Annotated in this window: 19 protein-coding genes; 6 read left to right on the top strand and 13 right to left on the bottom strand. The window is 59.9% G+C overall.

The features are described from left to right. Nucleotides 1-153: 153 nt before the first annotated feature. Complete coding sequence (locus tag ACKZ62_RS00920; RefSeq protein ID WP_032884213.1) at nt 154-819, bottom strand: fumarylacetoacetate hydrolase family protein; 666 nt, start codon at nt 817-819, stop codon at nt 154-156. Between the two features lie 22 nt (nt 820-841). Further along, nucleotides 842-2236, bottom strand: a complete 1395-nt coding sequence (locus ACKZ62_RS00915; RefSeq protein WP_032884215.1) for a D-2-hydroxyglutarate dehydrogenase — start codon at nt 2234-2236, stop codon at nt 842-844. Between the two features lie 205 nt (nt 2237-2441). Between ACKZ62_RS00915 and serA the strand changes: the two genes are divergently transcribed. Then, nucleotides 2442-3671, top strand: a complete 1230-nt coding sequence (gene serA, locus ACKZ62_RS00910; RefSeq protein WP_003176761.1) for a phosphoglycerate dehydrogenase — start codon at nt 2442-2444, stop codon at nt 3669-3671. 69 nt (nt 3672-3740) lie between these two features. On the opposite strand, the gene ACKZ62_RS00905 is transcribed toward serA, so the two are convergent. After that, nucleotides 3741-4181, bottom strand: coding sequence for a DUF4399 domain-containing protein (locus ACKZ62_RS00905; protein WP_447096226.1), 441 nt, complete (start codon nt 4179-4181; stop codon nt 3741-3743). Between the two features lie 134 nt (nt 4182-4315). Here ACKZ62_RS00905 and ACKZ62_RS00900 point away from each other — a divergent pair, with 134 nt between their 5' ends. Then, entirely contained in the window at nt 4316-4840 is a 525-nt protein-coding gene (locus tag ACKZ62_RS00900) for a transporter substrate-binding domain-containing protein (protein ID WP_095185156.1), read from the top strand. On the opposite strand, the gene ACKZ62_RS00895 is transcribed toward ACKZ62_RS00900, so the two are convergent. Beyond that, nucleotides 4791-5273, bottom strand: coding sequence for a 2-thiouracil desulfurase family protein (locus ACKZ62_RS00895; RefSeq protein WP_032884217.1), 483 nt, complete (start codon nt 5271-5273; stop codon nt 4791-4793). The genes ACKZ62_RS00900 and ACKZ62_RS00895 overlap by 50 nt on opposite strands. A 2-nt stretch (nt 5274-5275) precedes the next feature. Continuing rightward, nucleotides 5276-5908 (bottom strand): 2OG-Fe(II) oxygenase, encoded by a 633-nt coding sequence (locus tag ACKZ62_RS00890; protein ID WP_095185157.1) that lies wholly within the window; start codon nt 5906-5908, stop codon nt 5276-5278. Between the two features lie 131 nt (nt 5909-6039). Between ACKZ62_RS00890 and ACKZ62_RS00885 the strand changes: the two genes are divergently transcribed. Further along, complete coding sequence (locus ACKZ62_RS00885) at nt 6040-6792, top strand: DUF2059 domain-containing protein (RefSeq protein WP_078050614.1); 753 nt, start codon at nt 6040-6042, stop codon at nt 6790-6792. Between the two features lie 104 nt (nt 6793-6896). Here the strand turns inward: ACKZ62_RS00885 and ACKZ62_RS00880 are convergent, their stop codons facing one another. After that, complete coding sequence (locus tag ACKZ62_RS00880) at nt 6897-7838, bottom strand: phospholipase BipL (RefSeq protein WP_095185158.1); 942 nt, start codon at nt 7836-7838, stop codon at nt 6897-6899. A gap of 104 nt (nt 7839-7942) precedes the next feature. Here ACKZ62_RS00880 and ACKZ62_RS00875 point away from each other — a divergent pair, with 104 nt between their 5' ends. Further along, on the top strand, nt 7943-8518 hold the full coding sequence (locus ACKZ62_RS00875; protein ID WP_032884222.1) for a DUF6436 domain-containing protein: 576 nt from the start codon (nt 7943-7945) through the stop codon (nt 8516-8518). Nucleotides 8519-8545: 27 nt separating this feature from the next. Next, nucleotides 8546-10900: a penicillin acylase family protein gene (locus ACKZ62_RS00870; RefSeq protein WP_447096225.1), complete on the top strand. Its 2355-nt coding sequence runs from the start codon at nt 8546-8548 to the stop codon at nt 10898-10900. Nucleotides 10901-10929: 29 nt separating this feature from the next. Here the strand turns inward: ACKZ62_RS00870 and ACKZ62_RS00865 are convergent, their stop codons facing one another. After that, entirely contained in the window at nt 10930-11901 is a 972-nt protein-coding gene (locus ACKZ62_RS00865) for a GlxA family transcriptional regulator (RefSeq protein WP_447096224.1), read from the bottom strand. A 292-nt stretch (nt 11902-12193) separates the two neighbouring features. Between ACKZ62_RS00865 and ACKZ62_RS00860 the strand changes: the two genes are divergently transcribed. After that, nucleotides 12194-12835, top strand: coding sequence for an HD domain-containing protein (locus ACKZ62_RS00860; RefSeq protein WP_447096223.1), 642 nt, complete (start codon nt 12194-12196; stop codon nt 12833-12835). Nucleotides 12836-12947: 112 nt separating this feature from the next. Here ACKZ62_RS00860 and ACKZ62_RS00855 read toward each other — a convergent pair whose 3' ends face one another. The 6 genes from ACKZ62_RS00855 to ACKZ62_RS00830 all read right to left on the bottom strand — a co-directional run bounded on the left by ACKZ62_RS00855 (nt 12948) and on the right by ACKZ62_RS00830 (nt 19899). Next, nucleotides 12948-13832 (bottom strand): ABC transporter permease subunit, encoded by an 885-nt coding sequence (locus ACKZ62_RS00855; RefSeq protein WP_115485540.1) that lies wholly within the window; start codon nt 13830-13832, stop codon nt 12948-12950. After that, complete coding sequence (locus ACKZ62_RS00850; protein ID WP_447096222.1) at nt 13829-14749, bottom strand: ABC transporter permease subunit; 921 nt, start codon at nt 14747-14749, stop codon at nt 13829-13831. The genes ACKZ62_RS00855 and ACKZ62_RS00850 overlap by 4 nt, the downstream gene beginning before the upstream one ends. Beyond that, nucleotides 14746-15888, bottom strand: coding sequence for an ABC transporter ATP-binding protein (locus ACKZ62_RS00845; protein ID WP_003195240.1), 1143 nt, complete (start codon nt 15886-15888; stop codon nt 14746-14748). The genes ACKZ62_RS00850 and ACKZ62_RS00845 overlap by 4 nt, the downstream gene beginning before the upstream one ends. Nucleotides 15889-15955: 67 nt before the next feature. Further along, on the bottom strand, nt 15956-17050 hold the full coding sequence (locus ACKZ62_RS00840) for a polyamine ABC transporter substrate-binding protein (RefSeq protein ID WP_032884236.1): 1095 nt from the start codon (nt 17048-17050) through the stop codon (nt 15956-15958). A gap of 208 nt (nt 17051-17258) precedes the next feature. Continuing rightward, complete coding sequence (locus ACKZ62_RS00835) at nt 17259-18353, bottom strand: polyamine ABC transporter substrate-binding protein (protein WP_032884518.1); 1095 nt, start codon at nt 18351-18353, stop codon at nt 17259-17261. 181 nt (nt 18354-18534) lie between these two features. After that, nucleotides 18535-19899, bottom strand: a complete 1365-nt coding sequence (locus tag ACKZ62_RS00830) for an aspartate aminotransferase family protein (RefSeq protein WP_032884238.1) — start codon at nt 19897-19899, stop codon at nt 18535-18537. Nucleotides 19900-19906 lie beyond the last annotated feature (7 nt).

Raw genomic sequence — 19906 nt, 5'->3', positions numbered from 1 at the left:
ATGCAAAAACCCGGGGCTTTACCGGCCGACACAACTCCAATGTGGGAGGGGGCTTGCCCCCGATAGCAGCGCGTCAGTCAACATCCACTTAACTGATACACCGCCATCGGAGGCAAGCCCCCTCCCACAGGTTTGACCGCGTTGGCCAGGTGCTTATCGAACGCTGCTGTCGAAGCGATTCACGCCCGCCAATTCCAACACCAACTCATCACCCACATTCAGCGGACCCACGCCAGCCGGGGTGCCGGTGAGAATCACATCACCAGCCTGCAGCGAGAAGCAGCCGGCCATGTGCTGGATCATCGGGATGATCGGGTTGAGCATTTGCGAGCTGTTGCCGTCCTGGCGCACTTCGCCGTTGATGGTCAGGCGAATGCCGATATCGGTCACGTCCGGGAAAGTGCTGCCCACCACGAACGGTGCGATCACTGCCGCGCCGTCGAAGGATTTGGCAATTTCCCACGGCAGGCCCTTGGCTTTCAGCTCGGCCTGTTTGTCACGCAGTGTCAGGTCCAGGGCCGGGGCGAAGCCGGAGATGGCGTCCAGCACTTCTTCACGGCTTGGCTTGTTCGACAACGGCTTGCCGATCAATACCGCGATTTCCGCTTCGTAGTGCACCGAGCCACGGTCGGCAGGGATGGCAAAACCGCCTTCCAGCGCCACGACACAGCTGCCGGGCTTGATGAACAGCAACGGTTCGGTCGGCACTGGATTATCCAGTTCCTTGGCATGTTCGGCGTAGTTACGGCCAATGCACACCACTTTACCCACCGGGAAGTGGATGTTGGTGCCGTCGACATACTTGTGCTGGTAGCTCATGGAACGACTCCTTCGGGGGCGGTTAAACAGCGAAGATCTTGCCAGGGTTCATGATCCCGTTCGGGTCGAACACTGCTTTGACGGCCTTCATGTATTCAATTTCGACCGGCGAACGGCTGTACGTCAGGTAATCGCGCTTGGTCATGCCCACGCCGTGTTCGGCGGAGATAGAGCCGTTGTATTTCTCAACGGTCTCGAACACCCATTTGTTCACGGTGGCGCATTTGGCGAAGAACTCGTCCTTGCTCAGGCTTTCAGGCTTGAGAATGTTCAAGTGCAGGTTGCCGTCACCGATGTGGCCAAACCAGACGATTTCGAAGTCCGGATAGTGTTCGCCGACGATCGCGTCGATTTCTTTCAAGAACGCTGGCACTTTGGAGACAGTGACTGAGATATCGTTCTTGTACGGCGTCCAGTGGGAAATGGTCTCGGAGATGTACTCGCGCAGTTTCCACAGGTTGTGCAGTTGGGTTTCGCTCTGGCTCATCACGCCGTCCAGCACCCAGCCCTGTTCGACACAGTGTTCGAAGGTTTCCAGCGCGTGGTTGGCGACTTCTTCGGTAGTGGCTTCGAATTCCAGCAGTGCGTAGAACGGGCACTCGGTTTCAAACGGTGCCGGCACATCGCCACGACCCAGCACTTTGGCCAGGGCTTTGTCGGAGAAGAACTCGAACGCGGTCAGGTCCAGCTTGCTCTGGAACGCGTGCAGCACCGGCATGATCGAGTCGAAGTCGGTGGTGCCAAGCACCATGGCGGTGAGGTTCTTCGGCGCACGGTCCAGGCGCATGGTGGCCTCGACCACAAAACCCAGGGTGCCTTCAGCGCCGATGAACAGCTGGCGCATGTCGTAGCCGGTGGCGTTCTTGATTAAGTCGCGGTTCAGTTCCAGCACATCGCCTTTGCCGGTGACGACTTTCATGCCGGCGACCCAGTTACGGGTCATGCCGTAGCGAATAACCTTGATCCCGCCGGCATTGGTGCCGATATTGCCGCCAATCTGGCTGGAACCGGACGAGGCGAAGTCCACCGGGTAGTACAGGCCTTTTTCTTCGGCGACGTTCTGCAATTGCTTTGTGACCACGCCCGGCTGGCACACGGCGGTGCGGTCGGTGAGGTTCACGTCCAGAATCTGGTTCATATAGTCGAAGGACACGACCACTTCGCCATTGGCCGCAACAGCGGCTGCAGACAGGCCAGTGCGACCGCCAGACGGCACCAGTGCCACCTTGTGCTCATTGGCCCAACGGACAATGGCCTGTACCTGCTCGATGGTCTTGGGGAACACGATGGCGGTGGGCGCGGGTGCGAAGTGCTTGGTCCAATCCTTGCCGTAAGTCTCCAGGGAGTCGGCGTCGGTCAGCACTTTGCCGGGCTCAACCAGGGTCTTTAGCTCATCAATCAGGGCAGGATGGGTCATCGACAGAACTCTCGAACAATTCATGGTCATCCTGAGAACGCTTCACGTCGCAGGAATAGGTGTTTAGCGGGGCGCGTATGCTAGCATACCGCCCCCGCAGGACAGAGCCCAAGGGCGTTTCTGCGGTGACGGCTTTCCTGCCGTCCGGGTCAGCTTGCGCTGCTCGATTCCCTGCCATTTTTCTCCGGGATACAGGTTTACGCAGATGAGCAAGACTTCTCTCGATAAGAGCAAGATCAAGTTCCTTCTTCTGGAAGGCGTCCACCCATCGGCTGTCGACGTTCTGAAAGCCGCCGGGTACACCAGCATTGAGTACATCACCAGTTCTCTGCCGGAAGCCCAGCTCAAGGAAAAGATCGCCGACGCGCACTTCATCGGCATTCGCTCCCGCACTCAGCTGACCGAAGAAATCTTCGATCACGCCAAGAAACTCGTGGCTGTCGGCTGTTTCTGCATCGGCACCAACCAGGTCGACCTCAACGCTGCGCGCGAACGCGGCATCGCGGTGTTCAACGCACCGTACTCCAACACCCGTTCCGTTGCGGAGCTGGTGCTGGCCGAGGCCATCCTGCTGCTGCGCGGCATCCCGGAGAAGAACGCTTCCTGCCACCGTGGCGGCTGGATCAAAAGCGCGGCCAACTCCTTCGAAATCCGCGGCAAGAAGCTGGGCATCGTCGGTTATGGCTCGATCGGCACTCAGCTGTCGGTACTGGCTGAAGGCCTGGGCATGCAGGTGTTCTTCTACGACACCCTGACCAAGCTGCCATTGGGCAACGCTACCCAGGTGTCGAGCCTGACCGAGCTGCTGGGCATGTCCGATATCGTGACCCTGCACGTTCCGGAAACCGCTGAGACCCAGTGGATGATCGGCGAGAAGGAAATCCGCGCCATCAAGAAAGGCGGCATCCTGATCAACGCCGCGCGCGGCACTGTGGTCGAGCTGGACGCCCTGGCCGACGCGATCAAGGACAAGCACCTGATCGGCGCCGCCATCGACGTGTTCCCGGTGGAGCCTCGCTCCAACGACGATATCTTCGAAAGCCCACTGCGTGGCCTGGACAACGTGATCCTGACTCCGCATATCGGCGGCTCCACCGCTGAAGCGCAGGCCAACATCGGCCTGGAAGTCTCGGAAAAGCTGGTCAAGTACAGCGACAACGGTACGTCGGTATCGTCTGTGAACTTCCCGGAAGTGGCCCTGCCGGCTCACCCTGGCAAGCACCGTCTGCTGCACATCCACCAGAACATCCCTGGCGTGATGATGGAGATCAACAAGGTCTTCGCGGAAAACGGCATCAACATCTCCGGTCAGTTCCTGCAGACCAACGAGAAGGTTGGCTACGTGGTGATCGACGTCGACGCCGAGTACTCGGACCTGGCGCAAGAGAAGCTGCAGCACATCAACGGCACTATCCGTAGCCGCGTGTTGTTCTAACGCTTTAAACGCTGCACAAAAAAAATGGGAGACCCGCAGGGGCCTCCCATTTTTTTGTCTGAACAAATCTTACTTGACGTTAACCGTGATCACTTTCGACGCTACAGTGGGTTCGAACTGGCGATGCACGTTGTCGCCAGCTACCAGCTGCAGGGTGTGCTTGCCTGGAGTCAGGGTCAGTTCGGTTTCGGTTTGCGCCTTGCCGAAGTGAATCGAAGTTGCAGTGGCCGGGATGGCTTCGTCGGCTTTAAGCGACTGCACGTCCTTGTCTACCAGCAAGTGGTGGTGACCGGCGTTAGGCACTTGCTTGTCGATCGGCTCCAGGTCCAGGCCCTTGACGCCGAATTTGACAGTGAAGGTTTTGTCGACGGTGGCGCCATCTTTGGGCGAGACGATAAACACCTCCGCGCCCTTGGGTGCTGGGGTACGAGGCACATCAGCGGCATTTGCCAACACCGAGGCACCCAGCAACAGGCTGGCAATCGTTGCACGGGACAAAAGGGCTTTCATTCGCTTCTCCAGTTTTTCTGTGAAATCTGTAGGGTTATGACAACTTCGCGATAAATTGCTGTCCAAGTCACTCACCACCATAGCAAAGCGATGCTGAACGGCGTCTCGCACATTCGAATTCTTTAGGAGTGACCATGCGCTTTTCGCCTGGCCTGTTACTTTTGCTTCCCCTTCTGAGCCCCTTGGCTCATGCCGAACTGATCGACGACGTCAATGATCGCGGTGAACTGCGCATCGCCCTTGAAGCCAACACCCCGCCCTATAACTTCAAGGAAGGCGAAAAACTCACCGGTTTTGAAGTCGAGCTGGGAGAACTGCTGGCTAAAGAAATGGACGTGCGCCCCTCGTTTATCACCACTGATGGCGCCGACCTGCTGCCAGGGGTTGCCACCGGCAAATACGACGTGGCCATCAACCATATCGCTCTGACTGCCGAGCTTAAGGATCAGTTCGATTTCAGCGAGGCTTATAGCGAGAAACCCGAGCTGGCAATCCCGTTCCAGAAAGGCAACCCGGCGTTCAAGACCAGCCTGGACGGGGCGTTGAAGCGGGTGAAGGACGATGGCCGGTTGAAAGCGCTGTCGCAGAAGTGGTTAGAGGGGGATGCCTCTACAGAAGCGCCAACGCCTGTGCCGCCTCCGGCAACTCCAGCTCACTGAACACCTGCACCCCATGGCGTTTGAGCAGCGCCGCCGTGACGCCCTCGCCGCTCACCTTTACGCCAGTGAAGGTGCCGTCATAGGTCAGCAGATTGCCGCAGGATGGGCTATTGGCCTTTAAGATGGCGACGCGGATGTTGTGGCGCTGCACCAGCGCCAACGCTTGGCGGGCGCCGTCTAGGAAGGCAGCGCTGAAGTCTTCGCCCTCGGCAGTCAGCACTTTGGCGCGACCTTCCCAGACATCGATGCCTTGCCCGCCGGGAATCTCGGCAGAGGGCCTGGGCGTCGGCAAACCGCCCGACACTTCCGGGCAGATCGCAACCACACGGCCTTCGGCCTGCCACGCAGCCAGTTGATCGAACGGCCCGCTGGCTCCGCCGTCATAACGCACCTTGTGCCCGAGCAGGCAGCGGCTGATCAGTATCTTTTGCATGATTAAAACGGCTCGTTGCCCCGCCGCCGAAACCAGCCGGTGAGGGACAGGCGTTCGCGCGTGGCGGGCATAACTTCGTGGGGCACTTCGCCCGACAGGAACACCACCAGGCAACCGCCGGTAGGCACCACATCGTATTCGACACCGTCCTTGAGGTACATGCGCAACTGGCCACCATGCTCGGGCAGCCAGGCGTCATTCAGGTAGATCACCGCCGAAACCATGCGCCGGTCATCGTCGCGGAAACGGTCCAGGTGCTTGAGGTAAAACGCCCCCGGTGGGTACATCGCGAAGTGGCTTTCGAAGTCTTCCAGACCGAGGAACAGCCCTCGATTCATCGCCAGGCGCAGGCTGTCCATCAACGCCATGTAGCTGTCGCAGACGGCGGCGTCGCCCTCCTCCAGCCACTGGATATGGTCGCCGCGAATGCCCTCGCGGATCTCCTGGGATGGTCCGCGCCCCACCGCCGCCGGTGCCAATTCACCCTCGGCCGCACGTTTACGGCACTCAGCCGCCAGTTCCAGGGTCAGAGCCTGGGGCAGGAAGCCGTTCTGCTGCGACCAACCTTTCTCGGCCAGGTCGTCGACAATGCGTTGCAGCAGGGGGTGATCAAGGGGTATTTGCATGGCGCGCATAGTATCCATACGCCTTCAAATCCGACAGCGCCGTCGAGCGTCTCAATACACTTTAGTCAGGTGACTGATAGGACTTCTCGACAAATCCTACGCCCGACACGGACAATAGTGGCCGACTGACAGGAGTCCATATGCGTCGTTTGTTTTTTTCCTTGCTGATGTTCTGCGTTTTGCCCGCTTGGGCAGACGGCCATGACCAGTTGTACAAGGTCGCCGGCTGGGCCGAACAACGTGCGCATTTCAATGACGCCCTCAGTGCCGCCCAGCAGCGCTATCGCAATAGCCTGCCACCGGCGGTGTACCAGGCGCTGGTGGACAACAGCAATAAGCGCTTTGCCGCCCAGGCCATGGACCAGCGCGCCGAGGCGCAATTGCGCAAGAACCTGGCGGATCCGAAGCCTGCCCTGGCGTTCTTCCAATCACCGCTGGGCCGCAAGATTGTCGCCGCAGAGCTGCTGGCCACCCGCCGCGACCAACTGGCCAAAAACGCCCAAGGCCTGCCGAAAATCGAAGCCGACGCCACCCGCAGCCTGATCATCGGCCACCTGGCCCAGGCCCTGCCCGCCCGCGAGGCCGGTGCGGAAGTCAGCCTGGCGATTGCCGGCGTGGCGGCCGACAGTTTGAGCCAAATGATTCCCGGTTTGCTGGGCGGTGGTCAGGCGCAGGGCATGTTGAATGGTCAACGTGAACGGCTGATGCAGCAGATCGATAAGGATCTGAACAACACCCTGCTGTACGTCTATCGGGATTTGTCCGACCCGGAGCTGGAAGAGTTCGCCACGTTTGCAGAGTCGCCGGAAGGTAAGGCGTATTACCAGGCGGCGCTGGCAGCGATTCGCGCGGGGCTGGCGGTCGGCCAAAGCACTTCAAGCCTGACGCAGTAGAAAATGTGGGAGGGGGCTTGCTCCCGATAGCGGTGCATCAGTCAGCTTATCTGTAGCTGACCCACTGCCATCGGGGGCAAGCCCCCTCCCACATTTGGATTGTGTTATTTCAAATGGTCTGTCAAATACCGGAAGTACTCTTCACGAATCTCGGGAATCTCATTCGCCAGGTGATGCCTTCCCCGCTTCAGCATCAGCACCTCAGGCTGGTCGAACTTACCCCGAAGCACCTGCAAGTTGTGCTGCCAGTCCACCGTCATGTCTTCCTCACCCTGCACAATCACCGGCCTCCGGGGGCTGCGCGGTGCGGCTTCGATGCGCTTGATCCAGCGCGCCAACGCCCCCACCCAGGCGGTGGGCAGTTGGCGCGGCTGAAGCGGGTCGGCCTCCAGGAACGGCTTGAAGGCGGGGTCGTTAGTGTTCTCGCTGAAACGCCGGGCGATACCTTTGACGAACGGACGCAGCAGGTAATAACTGACCTGCGACCACCCCCACGCACGCGGCCGCACTAACGGTGACAGCAGGAAGGTCTTGCCTTGGGCCGGGCTGTCGGCCCCCTGGTTAAGCAAATGGTCCACCACCACCGCGCCGCCCGTGCTCTGCCCAAACAGATGCCAGGGCTGCGGCAATTTCAGCGCCTGGGCTTGGGCGAACAGCGCCTGCACCACCTCCTGGTACACCGCAAAATCATCGATGCTGGCCCGCGCGCCGCTGGACAGGCCATGGCCCGGCAGGTCGCAGGCGATCACCACAAAGCCCTGGTCCAGCGCCCAGTCCACCACGTGGCGGTACAGGCCCATGTGGTCGTAGAAGCCGTGAAACATAAACATCGTCGCCACCGGTTGTGGGGGCGACCACACCTGCCCCACCACCTCGAACCCGCGCACCTCAAAGCGCCCCAGGCGGCTCATAGCCGGCACTTTGCGCGCGGCCAGGTCCAATCCATAAAAGCGCTGGTACACCCGCGCTTCGGCGCTGAGCGGTTGCGCATCCACCAGGGGTCGCAAGCTGTCGCGCAGATGATCGGGGTCAAAGGTAACGGGCATAAGGGGTTCCAGACTTAACGCACAGGGCAGATGAATATCGAGCTGCGATATTCATCTGTCAGGACAAGCATGGCAAGCTACGCGACCTTCGAGGATAGATCCGGATGCGACAACCCTACCGTACCACCCTGTTCGCCAGCCTGATCCTGATCATCTGCGCTGTCGCGCTGTGGGCCGCGTATGACTGGTTCCAGGGCCGCTACCTGCGCGCCTTCAGCGAACACACAGCGGTGTTTTCCGGCGATGCACTGCGCCTGCCCGCCGAGCTGAGCGGGCCTGGCCCGATCCGCCTGGTGCACTTCTGGGACCCGGCCTGCCCGTGCAACGTCGGTAACCAGCAACACTTGGGCGAGTTGATCGAGCAATACGCGCCACAAGGCGTCGAGTTCTACGCCCTGCAAAAACCTGACAGCCACGGCCGTTTGCCAGACAACCTGCGCAGCATGAAGATCCTCACCGCCCTGCCCGGCGCCGACCAAGTACCGGCCAGCCCGGCCGTGGGTATCTGGGATCGCACGGGCAAGCTCGCGTATTTCGGGCCGTACAGCGAAGGCCTGACGTGCAACGCCAGCAACAGTTTTATCGAGCCGATCCTGAAGGCACTCCAAGCGGGGCGCGAAGTGAATGCCACTCACACCTTGGCAGTGGGCTGCTATTGTTCGTGGCCTGAAGATCGTTAGTCACTCCACTCCCGGTAAGGAAAGTTCATGAAGCGCGTCTTGCGGGTTCTCGCGGTTCTGCTGGTGCTGATCGCCCTCGGCGGCGGCTGGTACGTGTACAGCAAGCAGCCCACTCGCCAGGGCTCGGTCACGCTGACCAACCTGCAAGGCTCGGTCACGGTGCGCTACGACGACCGTGGCGTGCCGCATATTCGCGCCGACAACGAGACAGACCTGTATCGCGCCCTGGGCTATGTGCACGCCCAGGACCGCTTGTTCCAGATGGAGATCATGCGGCGCCTGTCCCGTGGAGAGTTGGCCGAAGTACTCGGCCCCAAGCTGCTGGAGACCGACAAACTGTTTCGTAGCCTGCGCATCCGTGAGCGGGCCTTGAGCTATGTGGAGCAGATGGATCACGAGTCTGCGTCCTGGAAGGCCCTGCAAGCCTATCTGGATGGAATCAATCAGTATCAGGACACCCACGCCAGCCCCATGGAGTTTGACGTGCTGGGCATCCCCAAGCGCCGGTTCACCGCCGAAGACACCATCAGCGTCGCCGGATACATGGCCTACAGCTTTGCCGCCGCGTTTCGCACCGAGCCCTTGTTGACCTACGTTCGCGACCAATTGGGCGGTGACTACCTGAAAGTGTTCGACCTCGACTGGCAACCCAAAGGCGCACTCAACCTGGCTGCCGGCGATTGGCAAACCCTCGGTGCCATCGCGTCCCTGAGCGAACAGGCCTTGGCCGACAACGGCTTGCCGCAGTTCGAAGGCAGCAACGCTTGGGCCATCAGCGGCAGTCGCACCAAGAGCGGCAAGCCGCTACTGGCGGGTGACCCGCATATCCGTTTCTCGGTGCCGTCGGTGTGGTACGAGGCGCACCTGTCGGCGCCGGGCTTTGAGCTGTATGGCTATCACAACGCGCTGGTGCCAGTGGCCTTCCTGGGGCACAACCTGGATTTCGGCTGGAGCCTGACGATGTTCCAGAACGACGACGTCGACCTGATCGCCGAGAAGCTCAACCCGGACAACCCCAACCAGGTCTGGTACCAGGGCCAATGGGTCGACATGACCAGCAGCGAACAACAGATCGCGGTGAAGGGCCAGACGCCAGTCACCTTCACCCTGCGCCAGTCGCCCCACGGGCCGATTATCAATGACGTACTCGGCGAGAGCGCCGGCAAGACGCCCATCGCCATGTGGTGGGCCTTCCTCGACACCCAGAACCCGATTCTCGACGGCTTTTACCAACTCAACCGCGCCGACACCCTGACCAAGGCCCGTGCGGCGGCGGCCAAAGTGTCGGCGCCGGGGCTGAATATCGTGTGGGCCAACGCCAAGGGCGATATCGGCTGGTGGGCGGCGGCGCAGTTGCCGATTCGTCCGGCCGGCGTCAACCCTGGGTTTATCCTCGACGGCAGCACCGCCCAGGCCGACAAGTTGGGCTTCTACCCGTTCAGCGCCAACCCCCAGGAAGAAAACCCCGCGCGTGGCTATGTAGTGTCGGCCAATGCCCAACCGGCATCACCCACCGGCATGGAAATCCCCGGCTATTACAATCTGGCCGACCGTGGCCAGCAGTTGAACGCGCAGTTAAGCGACAAAAGCGTGAAGTGGGATGTGAACAACAGCCAGGCCCTGCAACTGGGTACCACTACCGCCTTCGGCCCGCGCCTGTTGGCGCCGTTGTTGCCGGTGCTGCGTGAGGTGGTCAAAGACCCGGCACAGTTGAAACAGGTGGAACAGCTTGCAAGCTGGAAGGGTGACTACCCACTCGATTCCATCAGCGCCACGCTGTTCAACCAGTTCCTGTTCAACCTCGCCGATGCAGCCTTCCACCCGAAACTGGGTGACGCCATGTTCAAGACCCTGCTCACCACCCGCGTAATCGACGCCGCCCTGCCCCGCCTGGCTGCCGACCCGGACTCACCCTGGTGGGACGGCAAGCGCGCCGACACCGTCAAACTCGCCTGGGACAACAGCCTCACGCACCTGAAAGCCACTTTCGGCGATGACCCGACCCAGTGGCAGTGGGGCAAGGCCCATACCCTGACCCACGGCCATCCGCTGGGTTCGCAAAAGCCGCTGGACCTGATTCTCAACGTCGGCCCCTTCCCGGCGCCCGGCACTCACGAAGTGCCGAACAATCAGTCGGCCGCCATCGGCCCGGCGCCGTGGCCGGTGACCTACGGCCCTTCGACCCGCCGTCTGATCGACTTCGCCGATGTGGCCCACGCGCTGACGATCAACCCAGTCGGTCAAAGCGGTGTGCCGTTTGACAAGCACTATGGCGACCAGGCAGAGACCTATATCGAAGGCGGTTACGAGCAAGCGCATTTCAGTGATGAGGAAGTCACGGCGAATACGCGCGGCACCTTGAAGCTACTACCGGCGCGGTAGCCCTATGCAAGCCAACGCCTACCGTTGGTCTACGCCGTTGCTGGGGGCGCAAAGTTGAGCCGAAACTGCTGCGGCGTCACCCCAAGGCGGCGATTGAACACACTGCGCATGTGCTGGGCATCGCGAAAACCGCATTGGTACGCCACGGTTTTCAATGGCGCGTGAGTACTTTCAAGCATCACCCGCGCCGCATCCACCCGGGCCCGCTCAACAAATTCCGCAGGCGTAACCTGCGCCTCACGGGCAAACACCCGAGAAAAATTGCGCGCGCTCATATTGGCAGCCTTGGCCAGGTCGGCGATGGTCAGATCCCCGGTCAAATTCGCCAATACATACAGCTGCACCAGCGCTACCGCCGATGTGGTTTCGGCGTGGGGTGTAAGAAAAGGGCTGAACTGCGACTGCCCGCCCGAACGCTGGGTGAACACCACCAGGCGCTTGGCCACGCTCAAAGCCACTTCCGGACCGTGGTCCTGGGCCAGCAGGTACAACGACAAATCGATGCCCGCCGTGACCCCGGCCGAGGTGTAGAGGTTGCCGTGCTGGACGTACAGGCGGTCGGCTTCGACCTGGGCCGAGGGGCACAGGCGCGCCAGGTCAGCGGCGTCGTTCCAATGGGTGGTGACGGTTTTTCCGTCCAGCAATCCGGCGCGCGCCAGCATGAAGGCGCCGTTGCAGATCGAGCCAAAACGTCGCGCCCGAGCGGTGGCGCCACGCAGCCAATTATCGAACGACACGCCGAAATCTTCGAACGGCAACTGCGGGCCACCGGCGACCAGCAGCAGGTCATAGGCCTGCAGGGCTTCGCTGTAATGCCTGTGGGCCTGCAATGCCAAACCATTGGAGGCGGCCATGGTGCCGTGGCCTAGCCCGATGACCTCTATCTGGTAGTGATCCTGGGGCGGCAGAAAGCGGTTGGCTTCGCAGAACACATCCATGGGGCCGGTCACATCCAGTGACTGGACGCCGGGGAAGATCAGGATGGCGACGGTCTTGTGCATGCTCACAGACACCTTTTTCTAGCGGAATAAAATGCAAACCCTGTGGGAGGGGGCTTGCTCCCGATGGCGCTGTATCAGCCAGCAGATGCAGTGCCTGGTACTCAGTAATCGGGAGCAAGCCCCCTCCCACATTGGGATTTTCGCAGGCTTCAAGAGTGATATCGCCCGCTACACCCTAGTCGATTTCTGCTTGGCACGATGTGTCGGCACATTGGCCGGGATCGCGCCCTCACCGCGATGGCCGCTGCACAGACGAGCGACCAAACTGATTGCTTTCCAGAGGAGAGCAACCATGACCACCACCATCGCCGGTATCAAGATCCCCGACAGCACCCTGGCCAAGGCCACCACCGAGTACATCCGCGACATCGAATCCGATCTGCTCTACCACCACTCGCGGCGGGTATTTCTATTCGGCGCATTGAGCGGTGAGCGCAAGCAGTTGGCCTATAACCCGGAGTTGCTCTACGTGGGTGCGATGTTCCATGACTTGGGCCTGGTGGAAGGGTATCGCAGCGATAACGAGCGTTTCGAAGTGGACGGCGCCAACGCGGCGGCGGCCTTCCTCAAACCTTACGGGCTCAGCGATGACGATATCGAACAGGTGTGGCTGTCCATCGCCCTGCACACTACGCCAGGTGTGCCGCAGCATCTGCGCCCCACCGTCGCGCTGGTAACTGCCGGGGTGGAGATGGACGTGCTGGGCATGGACTACGCCGCGTTTAGCAGTGTGCAGCGCGAAGCAGTGGTGCATGCGCATCCACGGGGTGAAGGGTTCAAGGAGTGCATCATCTGTGCGTTCGCCGACGGCTTGCGCCATCGCCCGCAGACCACGTTTGGCAACGTGAAGACGGATGTACTGGTGGATCAGGAGCCGGGGTTCAAGCCGATGAATTTTGTCGAGGTGATTCGCAAGTCGCCGTGGTTGGCGTAGCGGAGTTGAAATGCGATCAAATGTGGGAGGGGACTTGCCCCCGATTGCTGAGTGTCAGTCACTGCATCTATTGACTGACCCACCGCCATCGGGAGCAAGCCCCCTCCCACCTTTAGACCGGCGCCTGCGCCCGACGCACGTCCGGCTGTTTCCAGCCATCCGCCGCGGCTTCTTCGATGGCTTGCTGAATGGCTTTCTTGCGATTCTCTTCGGCACGACGGCTGAAGAACCACACCAGGAAGGTCACCAACGACACCGCCAACAGAATCAGGCTGGCTACGGCGTTGATCTCAGGTTTAACCCCAAGACGCACCGCCGAGAACACCTCCATCGGCAACGTCGTCGAACCCGGGCCCGAGACGAAGCTGGCAAGTACCAGGTCATCCAGGGACAGCGCAAACGACATCATGCCGCCTGCCGCCAACGATGGCGCGATCATCGGGATGGTGATCAGGAAGAACACCTTCCAAGGCCGCGCGCCGAGGTCCATGGCCGCCTCTTCAATCGACAGGTCCAGCTCACGCAAACGCGCCGACACCACCACCGCCACATACGCCGCACAGAACGTGGTGTGGGCGATCCAGATGGTGACGATGCCACGTTCCTGGGGCCAGCCGATCATCTGCGCCATAGCCACGAACAGCAGCAACAGCGACAGACCGGTGATCACTTCCGGCATCACCAACGGCGCGGTCACCAGGCCGCCGAACAACGTGCGGCCCTTGAACTGGCTGATGCGCGTCAGCACAAACGCCGCCAACGTACCCAGCGCAACAGCGGCCACCGCCGTGTAGCAGGCGATTTCCAGGGAACGTGCCACCGAGCCCATCAACTGGGTGTTGTCCAGCAGGCCCACGTACCACTTGATCGACCAACCGCCCCACACCGTTACCAGCTTGGATTCGTTGAACGAGTAGATCACCAGGATCAACATCGGCAGGTAGATGAACAACAACCCCGCCACCAGCATGAAGCTTGAGAAACTGACGCGCTTCATATCTTGCCCTCCATCTCTTTGGCTTGGCTGCGGTTAAACAGAATGATGGGCACGATCAGGATCGCCAGCATCACTACCGCCAGGGCAGACGCCACCGGCCAGTCACGGTTGTTGAAGAACTCTTGCCACAACACTTTACCGATCATCAGGGTTTCCGGGCCGCCCAGCAGTTCCGGAATCACGAACTCGCCCACCACCGGAATAAACACCAGCATGCAGCCGGCGATGATGCCGTTCTTGGACAGCGGCACGGTGATTTTCCAGAAGCTGTTGAAGGTGCTCGAACCCAAGTCGGATGCGGCTTCCAGCAGGCTCTGATCGTGCTTCACCAAGTTGGCGTACAGCGGCAGGATCATGAACGGCAGGTACGAATAGACCACGCCGATGTACACCGCGATGTTGGTGTTGAGGATCTGCAGCGGTTCGTTGATCACCCCCATGGACATCAGGAAACCATTGAGCAAGCCGTTATTGCTGAGGATGCCCATCCACGCATACACCCGGATCAGGATCGCGGTCCAGGTCGGCATCATGATCAGCAGCACCAGCACGGTCTGCATCTCTTTGCGCGCAGTGGCAATGGCATACGCCATCGGATAGCCGATCAGCAGGCACAGCAGCGTGCTGAAGAACGCCATCTTCAGCGAGCCCAGGTACGCAGCGATGTACAGCTCATCACCTGCCAACAAGCTGTAGTTGGCCAGGTTCAGCACCACTTGCAGCTTTTGTTCAACGTAGGTGTAGATCTCGGTGTACGGCGGGATTGCCACGTCGGCTTCGGCAAAGCTGATTTTCAGGACGATGAAAAACGGCAGGGCAAAAAACAGGAACAGCCACAGGAACGGAATCCCGATGACCACCTGCTTGCCGCTCGGGACGAGGCGGTTCAAGCGCCGCTTGAGCTTTTTTGTGTTCATGAGCGAAGTACCACGCCGCTGTCGTCTTCCCACCACACGTAAACCTGATCACCCCAGGTCGGCCGCTGACCACGGCGCTCGGCGTTGGCGACGAAGGACTGCACCAGCTTGCCGCTCGGCAGTTCCACATAGAACACCGAGTGGCCGCCCAGGTAAGCGATGTCGTGCACCTTGCCGCTGGACCAGTTGTGCTCGCAGGTCGGCATTTCGGTGGTGACCAGCAGTTTTTCCGGGCGGATGGCGTAGGTCACCGACTTGTCTTCCACCGAGGTGGCGATGCCGTAGCCCACGTAGATGTCGCGGTCCAAGTCCGGGCACTTGAGCACGGCGTGGCCTTCGGCGTCGTCCACCACTTGGGTGTCGAAAATATTGACGTTGCCGATGAACTCGCACACCAGGCGGCTGGTAGGGGTTTCGTAGATATCGATCGGGCTGCCGATCTGTGCGATCCAGCCCAAGTGCATGATTGCGATGCGCTCGGCCATGGTCATGGCCTCTTCCTGGTCGTGGGTCACCATCACGCAGGTCACCCCGACGCGCTCGATGATCTCCACCAACTCCAGTTGCATCTGCGAACGCAGTTTCTTGTCGAGGGCGCCCATGGGCTCATCGAGCAGCAGCAGTTTCGGGCGCTTGGCCAGGGAGCGGGCCAGGGCCACACGCTGACGCTGGCCGCCGGACAACTGGTGCGGCTTGCGTTTGGCGTACTGGCTCATCTGCACCAGCTTGAGCATTTCGGCTACGCGGGCGTCGACTTCGGCCTTGGGGATCTTGTCCTGTTGCAGGCCGAAGGCGATGTTCTGCGCCACGGTCATGTGCGGGAACAGGGCGTAGGACTGGAACATCATGTTGATCGGCCGCTCGTACGGCGGCATGTCGGTGATGTCCACACCGTCGAGGTAGATGCGACCCTCGGTCGGGCGCTCGAAACCTGCGAGCATGCGCAGCAGCGTGGATTTGCCCGAACCCGAACCGCCGAGCAAGGCGAAGATCTCGCCTTTCTTGATTTCCAGGGACACATCGTCCACGGCAATCGTCTCGTCGAACTTCTTCGTGACCCGGTCGATTTTGACCAACACCTTCTTCGGTGTCTGGTCCCCTTCGAGGGCTTTCTTGTAGGCGCCGGAGGCAACTGCCATTTACGAAACTCCCAGAAAAAAAGAGTGCAGAGCGCCCAATACGGACGACCCTTGGATAATTAGAGCCTTACTTGCCCGTCTTGACCTTGGTCCAGCTACGGGTCATTAAACGTTGCACTTTCGGGGGTAGCTCGAAGTTGACGAATGTCCGATCGAGAACCGCCTGCGGTGGGTAAACCGCTTCGTCGGTGCGTATCGATTGCTCCATCAGTTTGTCCGCCCCTGGGTTAGGGTTGGCGTAACCGACGTAATCACTGACCTGGGCGATTACCTCAGGTTGCAGCAAATAGTTGATGTAGGCGTGGGCCTGTTTAACGTTGGTGGCGTCCTTGGGGATCGCCAGCACGTCAAACCACAGGTTGCCGCCTTCTTTTGGAATCGCGTAGGCGATGTTCACGCCCTTGCCTGCCTCAGCCGCACGGGCTTTGGCCTGGAACACATCGCCAGAGAAACCGGCCGCCACACAGATGTTGCCGTTGGCCAGGTCCGAGATGTATTTGGACGAATGGAAGTAGGTCACGTAGGGCCGTACTTTAAGCAGCTTTTCTTCGGCCTTTTTGTAGTCTTCAGGGTTGGTGCTGTTAGGGTCCAGGCCCATGTAGTTGAGCACCGCCGGCAGCATTTCATCTGCCGAGTCCATGAACGACACACCGCAGGTGGCCAGCTTCTTCATGTTTTCCGGCTCGAACAGCACAGCCCAGGAGTCGATCTTGTCGACGCCCAACACTTCCTTCACTTTGTCGACGTTGTAACCGATGCCGTTGGTACCCCAGAGGTACGGCACGGCGTACTGGTTGCCTGGGTCGTTCTTTTCCAGGCGTTTGAGCAAGGCCGGGTCAAGATTTGCGTAATTCGTCAGCAGCGATTTGTCGAGTTTCTGAAACGCCCCGGCCTTGATCTGCTTACCGAGGAAGTGGTTGGACGGCACGACTACGTCGTAGCCGGTACGTCCGGCCAGCAACTTACCTTCCAGGGTTTCGTTGGAATCAAACACGTCATACACGGGCTTGATGCCGGTGGCCTTTTCGAAGTTGGCCAGGGTGTCGGTACCGATATAGTCCGACCAGTTATAAATATGCACCGTCGATGCGGCCTGCACGCTGACAGCCAGCGTGACACCTGCGCCCACCAGCATGGCTTTGCGAAATAAAGAAATTGGCAAGTGGAGGTCCTCTTAAATAGTTGGGCCTGAAGTTGTTGCCCGGCAACAAAACCGGCGCGCAACTTACCCTCGATAAACCGATCCGGCAAAACTTTCTGTCATTTAATGTGCGGGAGGTGGTTTACCCCCGATGGCGGTGTGTCAGCTTGCACATGTGTTTCTGATACAACGCCATCGGGGGCAAGCCCCCTCCCACAGGTTTTAAGGCTTACTTGCCCGATTTGATCTTGGTCCAGCTGCGCGTCATTTCACGCTGAGTTGCGGCTGGCAAGTCAGCAATGGCGTAGAGCTTGGCTTGCACATCGGCTGGCGGGTAGATGCCCGGATCGCTGGTGATGTCTTTGTCGACCAGTGCGGTGGCCTTCTCGTTACCGTTCGGGAAACGCACGCTGTTGGTGATCGACGCCATGACTTCCGGCTTGAGCAGGTAGTTCATGAACTTGTAAGCGGCGTCGACGTTTTCGGCATCTTTAGGGATGGCGACCATGTCGAAGAAGCTACCAGCGCCTTCTTTCGGAATGTCGTAGGCAACTTTCACTTTGCCACCGGCTTCAGCCGCGCGGGATTTAGCCTGCTGGATATCACCCGAGTAACCCACGGCCACGCAGATGTTGCCGTTGGCCAGGTCCGAGATGTACTTGGAGGAGTGGAAGTAGCCGATCGAAGGACGGATCTTCAGGAAGAGCGCTTCGGCTTGCTTGAGGTCCTCTTTCTTCTGGCTGTCGGTCGGCAGGCCCAGGTAATGCAGCGCGATTGGCAGCATTTCGGTCGGCGAATCGAGGAAGCTCACGCCGCAGCTTTTGAGCTTGGCGATGTTCTCAGGCTTGAGCAGGATGTCCCACGAGTCGATCTTGTCCACGCCCAGCGCAGCCTTGACCTTCTCCGGGTTGTAGCCGATGCCGATCGAACCCCACATGTACGGGAAGGCGTGCTTGTTGTCCGGGTCGCTGACCGACACGGCTTTAAGCAGGGACTTGTTCAGGTTGCTGTAGTTGGACAGCTTGGACGTGTCCAGCTCCTGGTAGACACCGGCCTTGATCTGCTTGGCGAGGAAGTTGTTCGACGGCACGACGATGTCGTAACCGGACTTGCCTGCCAGCAACTTGGCTTCCAGGGTTTCGTTGCTGTCAAAAACGTCGTACACCACTTTAATGCCCGACTCTTTTTCAAAGTTGGCGATGGTGTCCGGTGCAATGTAGTCGGACCAGTTGTAGACGTGCAGCACCTTATCGTCTGCCTGGGCCGCGCCCGCCATTGCGCCCATCAGGGACAAGGCGAGCAGGGTCTTGCCAGCGTTCTTCAAACCTAATGCCTTCATTTGGTGATGCTCCAATTTTTCTTTTTTGGGCCACGTTTTTTCATGTTCTGCGGCCCTTCCAGAGGGCAACAAAACAGGGCGACAGTCTGGCAAGTTCAGGGGCCGGCTTTCAACCAAAGCCCCTACATTTATAACTGCCCAGTGCTCTGCGCACTGAGCCTAGCACCTAGCCCTGCAATGCCGCCAAAGTCAGATCCAGGCACTTGCGCGCCTTGGTCACCAACTCGTCGATCTCAGCCTTGCTGATCACCAGTGGCGGGGAAATGATCATGGTGTCGCCCACGGCGCGCATGATCAGGCCATTGTTGAAACAGAAGTTGCGGCAAATCATGCCCACGCCTTTGCCTTCATAACGCTTGCGCGTGGCCTTGTCCTGCACCAGCTCAATGGCGCCCAACAGACCCACTCCGCGAACTTCGCCCACCAACGGGTGATCGTTGAGCTCGCGCAGACGACGCTGCAAATAGGGTGCCGTTTCGCTGTTGACCTGCTCGATGATTTTTTCATCACGCATGATGCGGATGTTTTCCAGGGCCACCGCTGCGGCCACCGGGTGACCGGAGTAGGTAAACCCGTGGTTGAAATCGCCGCCTTCGTTCAGCACCTCGACCACTTCGTCGCGCACGATCAGGCCGCCCATAGGGATGTAACCCGAGGTCAGGCCCTTGGCGATGGTCATCATGTCCGGCTTGAGGTCGTAGAAATCGCTACCGAACCACTCACCGGTACGGCCAAACCCGCAGATCACTTCGTCGGCCACAAACAAGATGTCGTATTTAGCGAGGATTTCCTTGATGCGCGGCCAGTAAGTGGCGGGCGGGACGATCACGCCACCGGCACCCTGGATCGGCTCGGCAATAAAGGCACCAACGGTGTCCACGCCCAACTCGAGGATCTTCTCTTCCAACTGGTTGGCGGCCCAGATCCCGAACTCCTCGGGGCTCATGTCGCCACCTTCACCGAACCAGTACGGCTGGGCGATGTGGGTGATGCCCGGGATCGGCAAGTCGCCCTGTTCGTGCATATAAGTCATGCCACCCAGGCTCGCGCCGGCCACGGTGGAGCCGTGGTAGCCGTTCTTGCGGCTGATGATGGTTTTCTTGTTCGGCTGGCCTTTGATCGCCCAGTAGTGGCGGACCATGCGCAACATGGTGTCGTTGCCTTCGGAGCCGGAACCGGTAAAGAACACGTGGTTCATGCCGGCGGGTGCGATGTCGGAAATGGCTTTGGCCAGCTCCAACACCGGCGGGTGAGCGGTCTGGAAGAACAGGTTGTAGTACGGCAGTTCTTTCATTTGCTTGGCGGCGGCGTCAGCCAGTTCATCGCGACCATAACCGATCGCCACGCACCACAGGCCGGCCATGCCGTCGAGGATCTTGTTGCCTTCGCTGTCCCACAGGTAAACGCCGTGGGCTTTGGTGATAATCCGTGGGCCTTTCTCTTTCAATTGCTTGAAGTCGCTGAACGGCGCCAGGTGGTGATCGTTGCTCAAGGCTTGCCATTCACGGGTTTGCGGGTTGTTGCTGGACATACCAATC

Source organism: Pseudomonas sivasensis (assembly GCF_052938085.1).
The sequence above is the reverse complement of the archived record's forward strand: the minus strand, read 5'-3'. Positions and strand labels throughout refer to the sequence as shown.

Coding starts and splice junctions, on each gene's coding strand:
- ACKZ62_RS00920 (WP_032884213.1), bottom strand. CDS start 819: ATGAGCTACCAGCACAAGTATGTCGACGGCACCAACATCCACTTCCCG.
- ACKZ62_RS00915 (WP_032884215.1), bottom strand. CDS start 2,236: ATGACCCATCCTGCCCTGATTGATGAGCTAAAGACCCTGGTTGAGCCC.
- serA (WP_003176761.1), top strand. CDS start 2,442: ATGAGCAAGACTTCTCTCGATAAGAGCAAGATCAAGTTCCTTCTTCTG.
- ACKZ62_RS00905 (WP_447096226.1), bottom strand. CDS start 4,181: ATGAAAGCCCTTTTGTCCCGTGCAACGATTGCCAGCCTGTTGCTGGGT.
- ACKZ62_RS00900 (WP_095185156.1), top strand. CDS start 4,316: ATGCGCTTTTCGCCTGGCCTGTTACTTTTGCTTCCCCTTCTGAGCCCC.
- ACKZ62_RS00895 (WP_032884217.1), bottom strand. CDS start 5,273: ATGCAAAAGATACTGATCAGCCGCTGCCTGCTCGGGCACAAGGTGCGT.
- ACKZ62_RS00890 (WP_095185157.1), bottom strand. CDS start 5,908: ATGCGCGCCATGCAAATACCCCTTGATCACCCCCTGCTGCAACGCATT.
- ACKZ62_RS00885 (WP_078050614.1), top strand. CDS start 6,040: ATGCGTCGTTTGTTTTTTTCCTTGCTGATGTTCTGCGTTTTGCCCGCT.
- ACKZ62_RS00880 (WP_095185158.1), bottom strand. CDS start 7,838: ATGCCCGTTACCTTTGACCCCGATCATCTGCGCGACAGCTTGCGACCC.
- ACKZ62_RS00875 (WP_032884222.1), top strand. CDS start 7,943: ATGCGACAACCCTACCGTACCACCCTGTTCGCCAGCCTGATCCTGATC.
- ACKZ62_RS00870 (WP_447096225.1), top strand. CDS start 8,546: ATGAAGCGCGTCTTGCGGGTTCTCGCGGTTCTGCTGGTGCTGATCGCC.
- ACKZ62_RS00865 (WP_447096224.1), bottom strand. CDS start 11,901: ATGCACAAGACCGTCGCCATCCTGATCTTCCCCGGCGTCCAGTCACTG.
- ACKZ62_RS00860 (WP_447096223.1), top strand. CDS start 12,194: ATGACCACCACCATCGCCGGTATCAAGATCCCCGACAGCACCCTGGCC.
- ACKZ62_RS00855 (WP_115485540.1), bottom strand. CDS start 13,832: ATGAAGCGCGTCAGTTTCTCAAGCTTCATGCTGGTGGCGGGGTTGTTG.
- ACKZ62_RS00850 (WP_447096222.1), bottom strand. CDS start 14,749: ATGAACACAAAAAAGCTCAAGCGGCGCTTGAACCGCCTCGTCCCGAGC.
- ACKZ62_RS00845 (WP_003195240.1), bottom strand. CDS start 15,888: ATGGCAGTTGCCTCCGGCGCCTACAAGAAAGCCCTCGAAGGGGACCAG.
- ACKZ62_RS00830 (WP_032884238.1), bottom strand. CDS start 19,899: ATGTCCAGCAACAACCCGCAAACCCGTGAATGGCAAGCCTTGAGCAAC.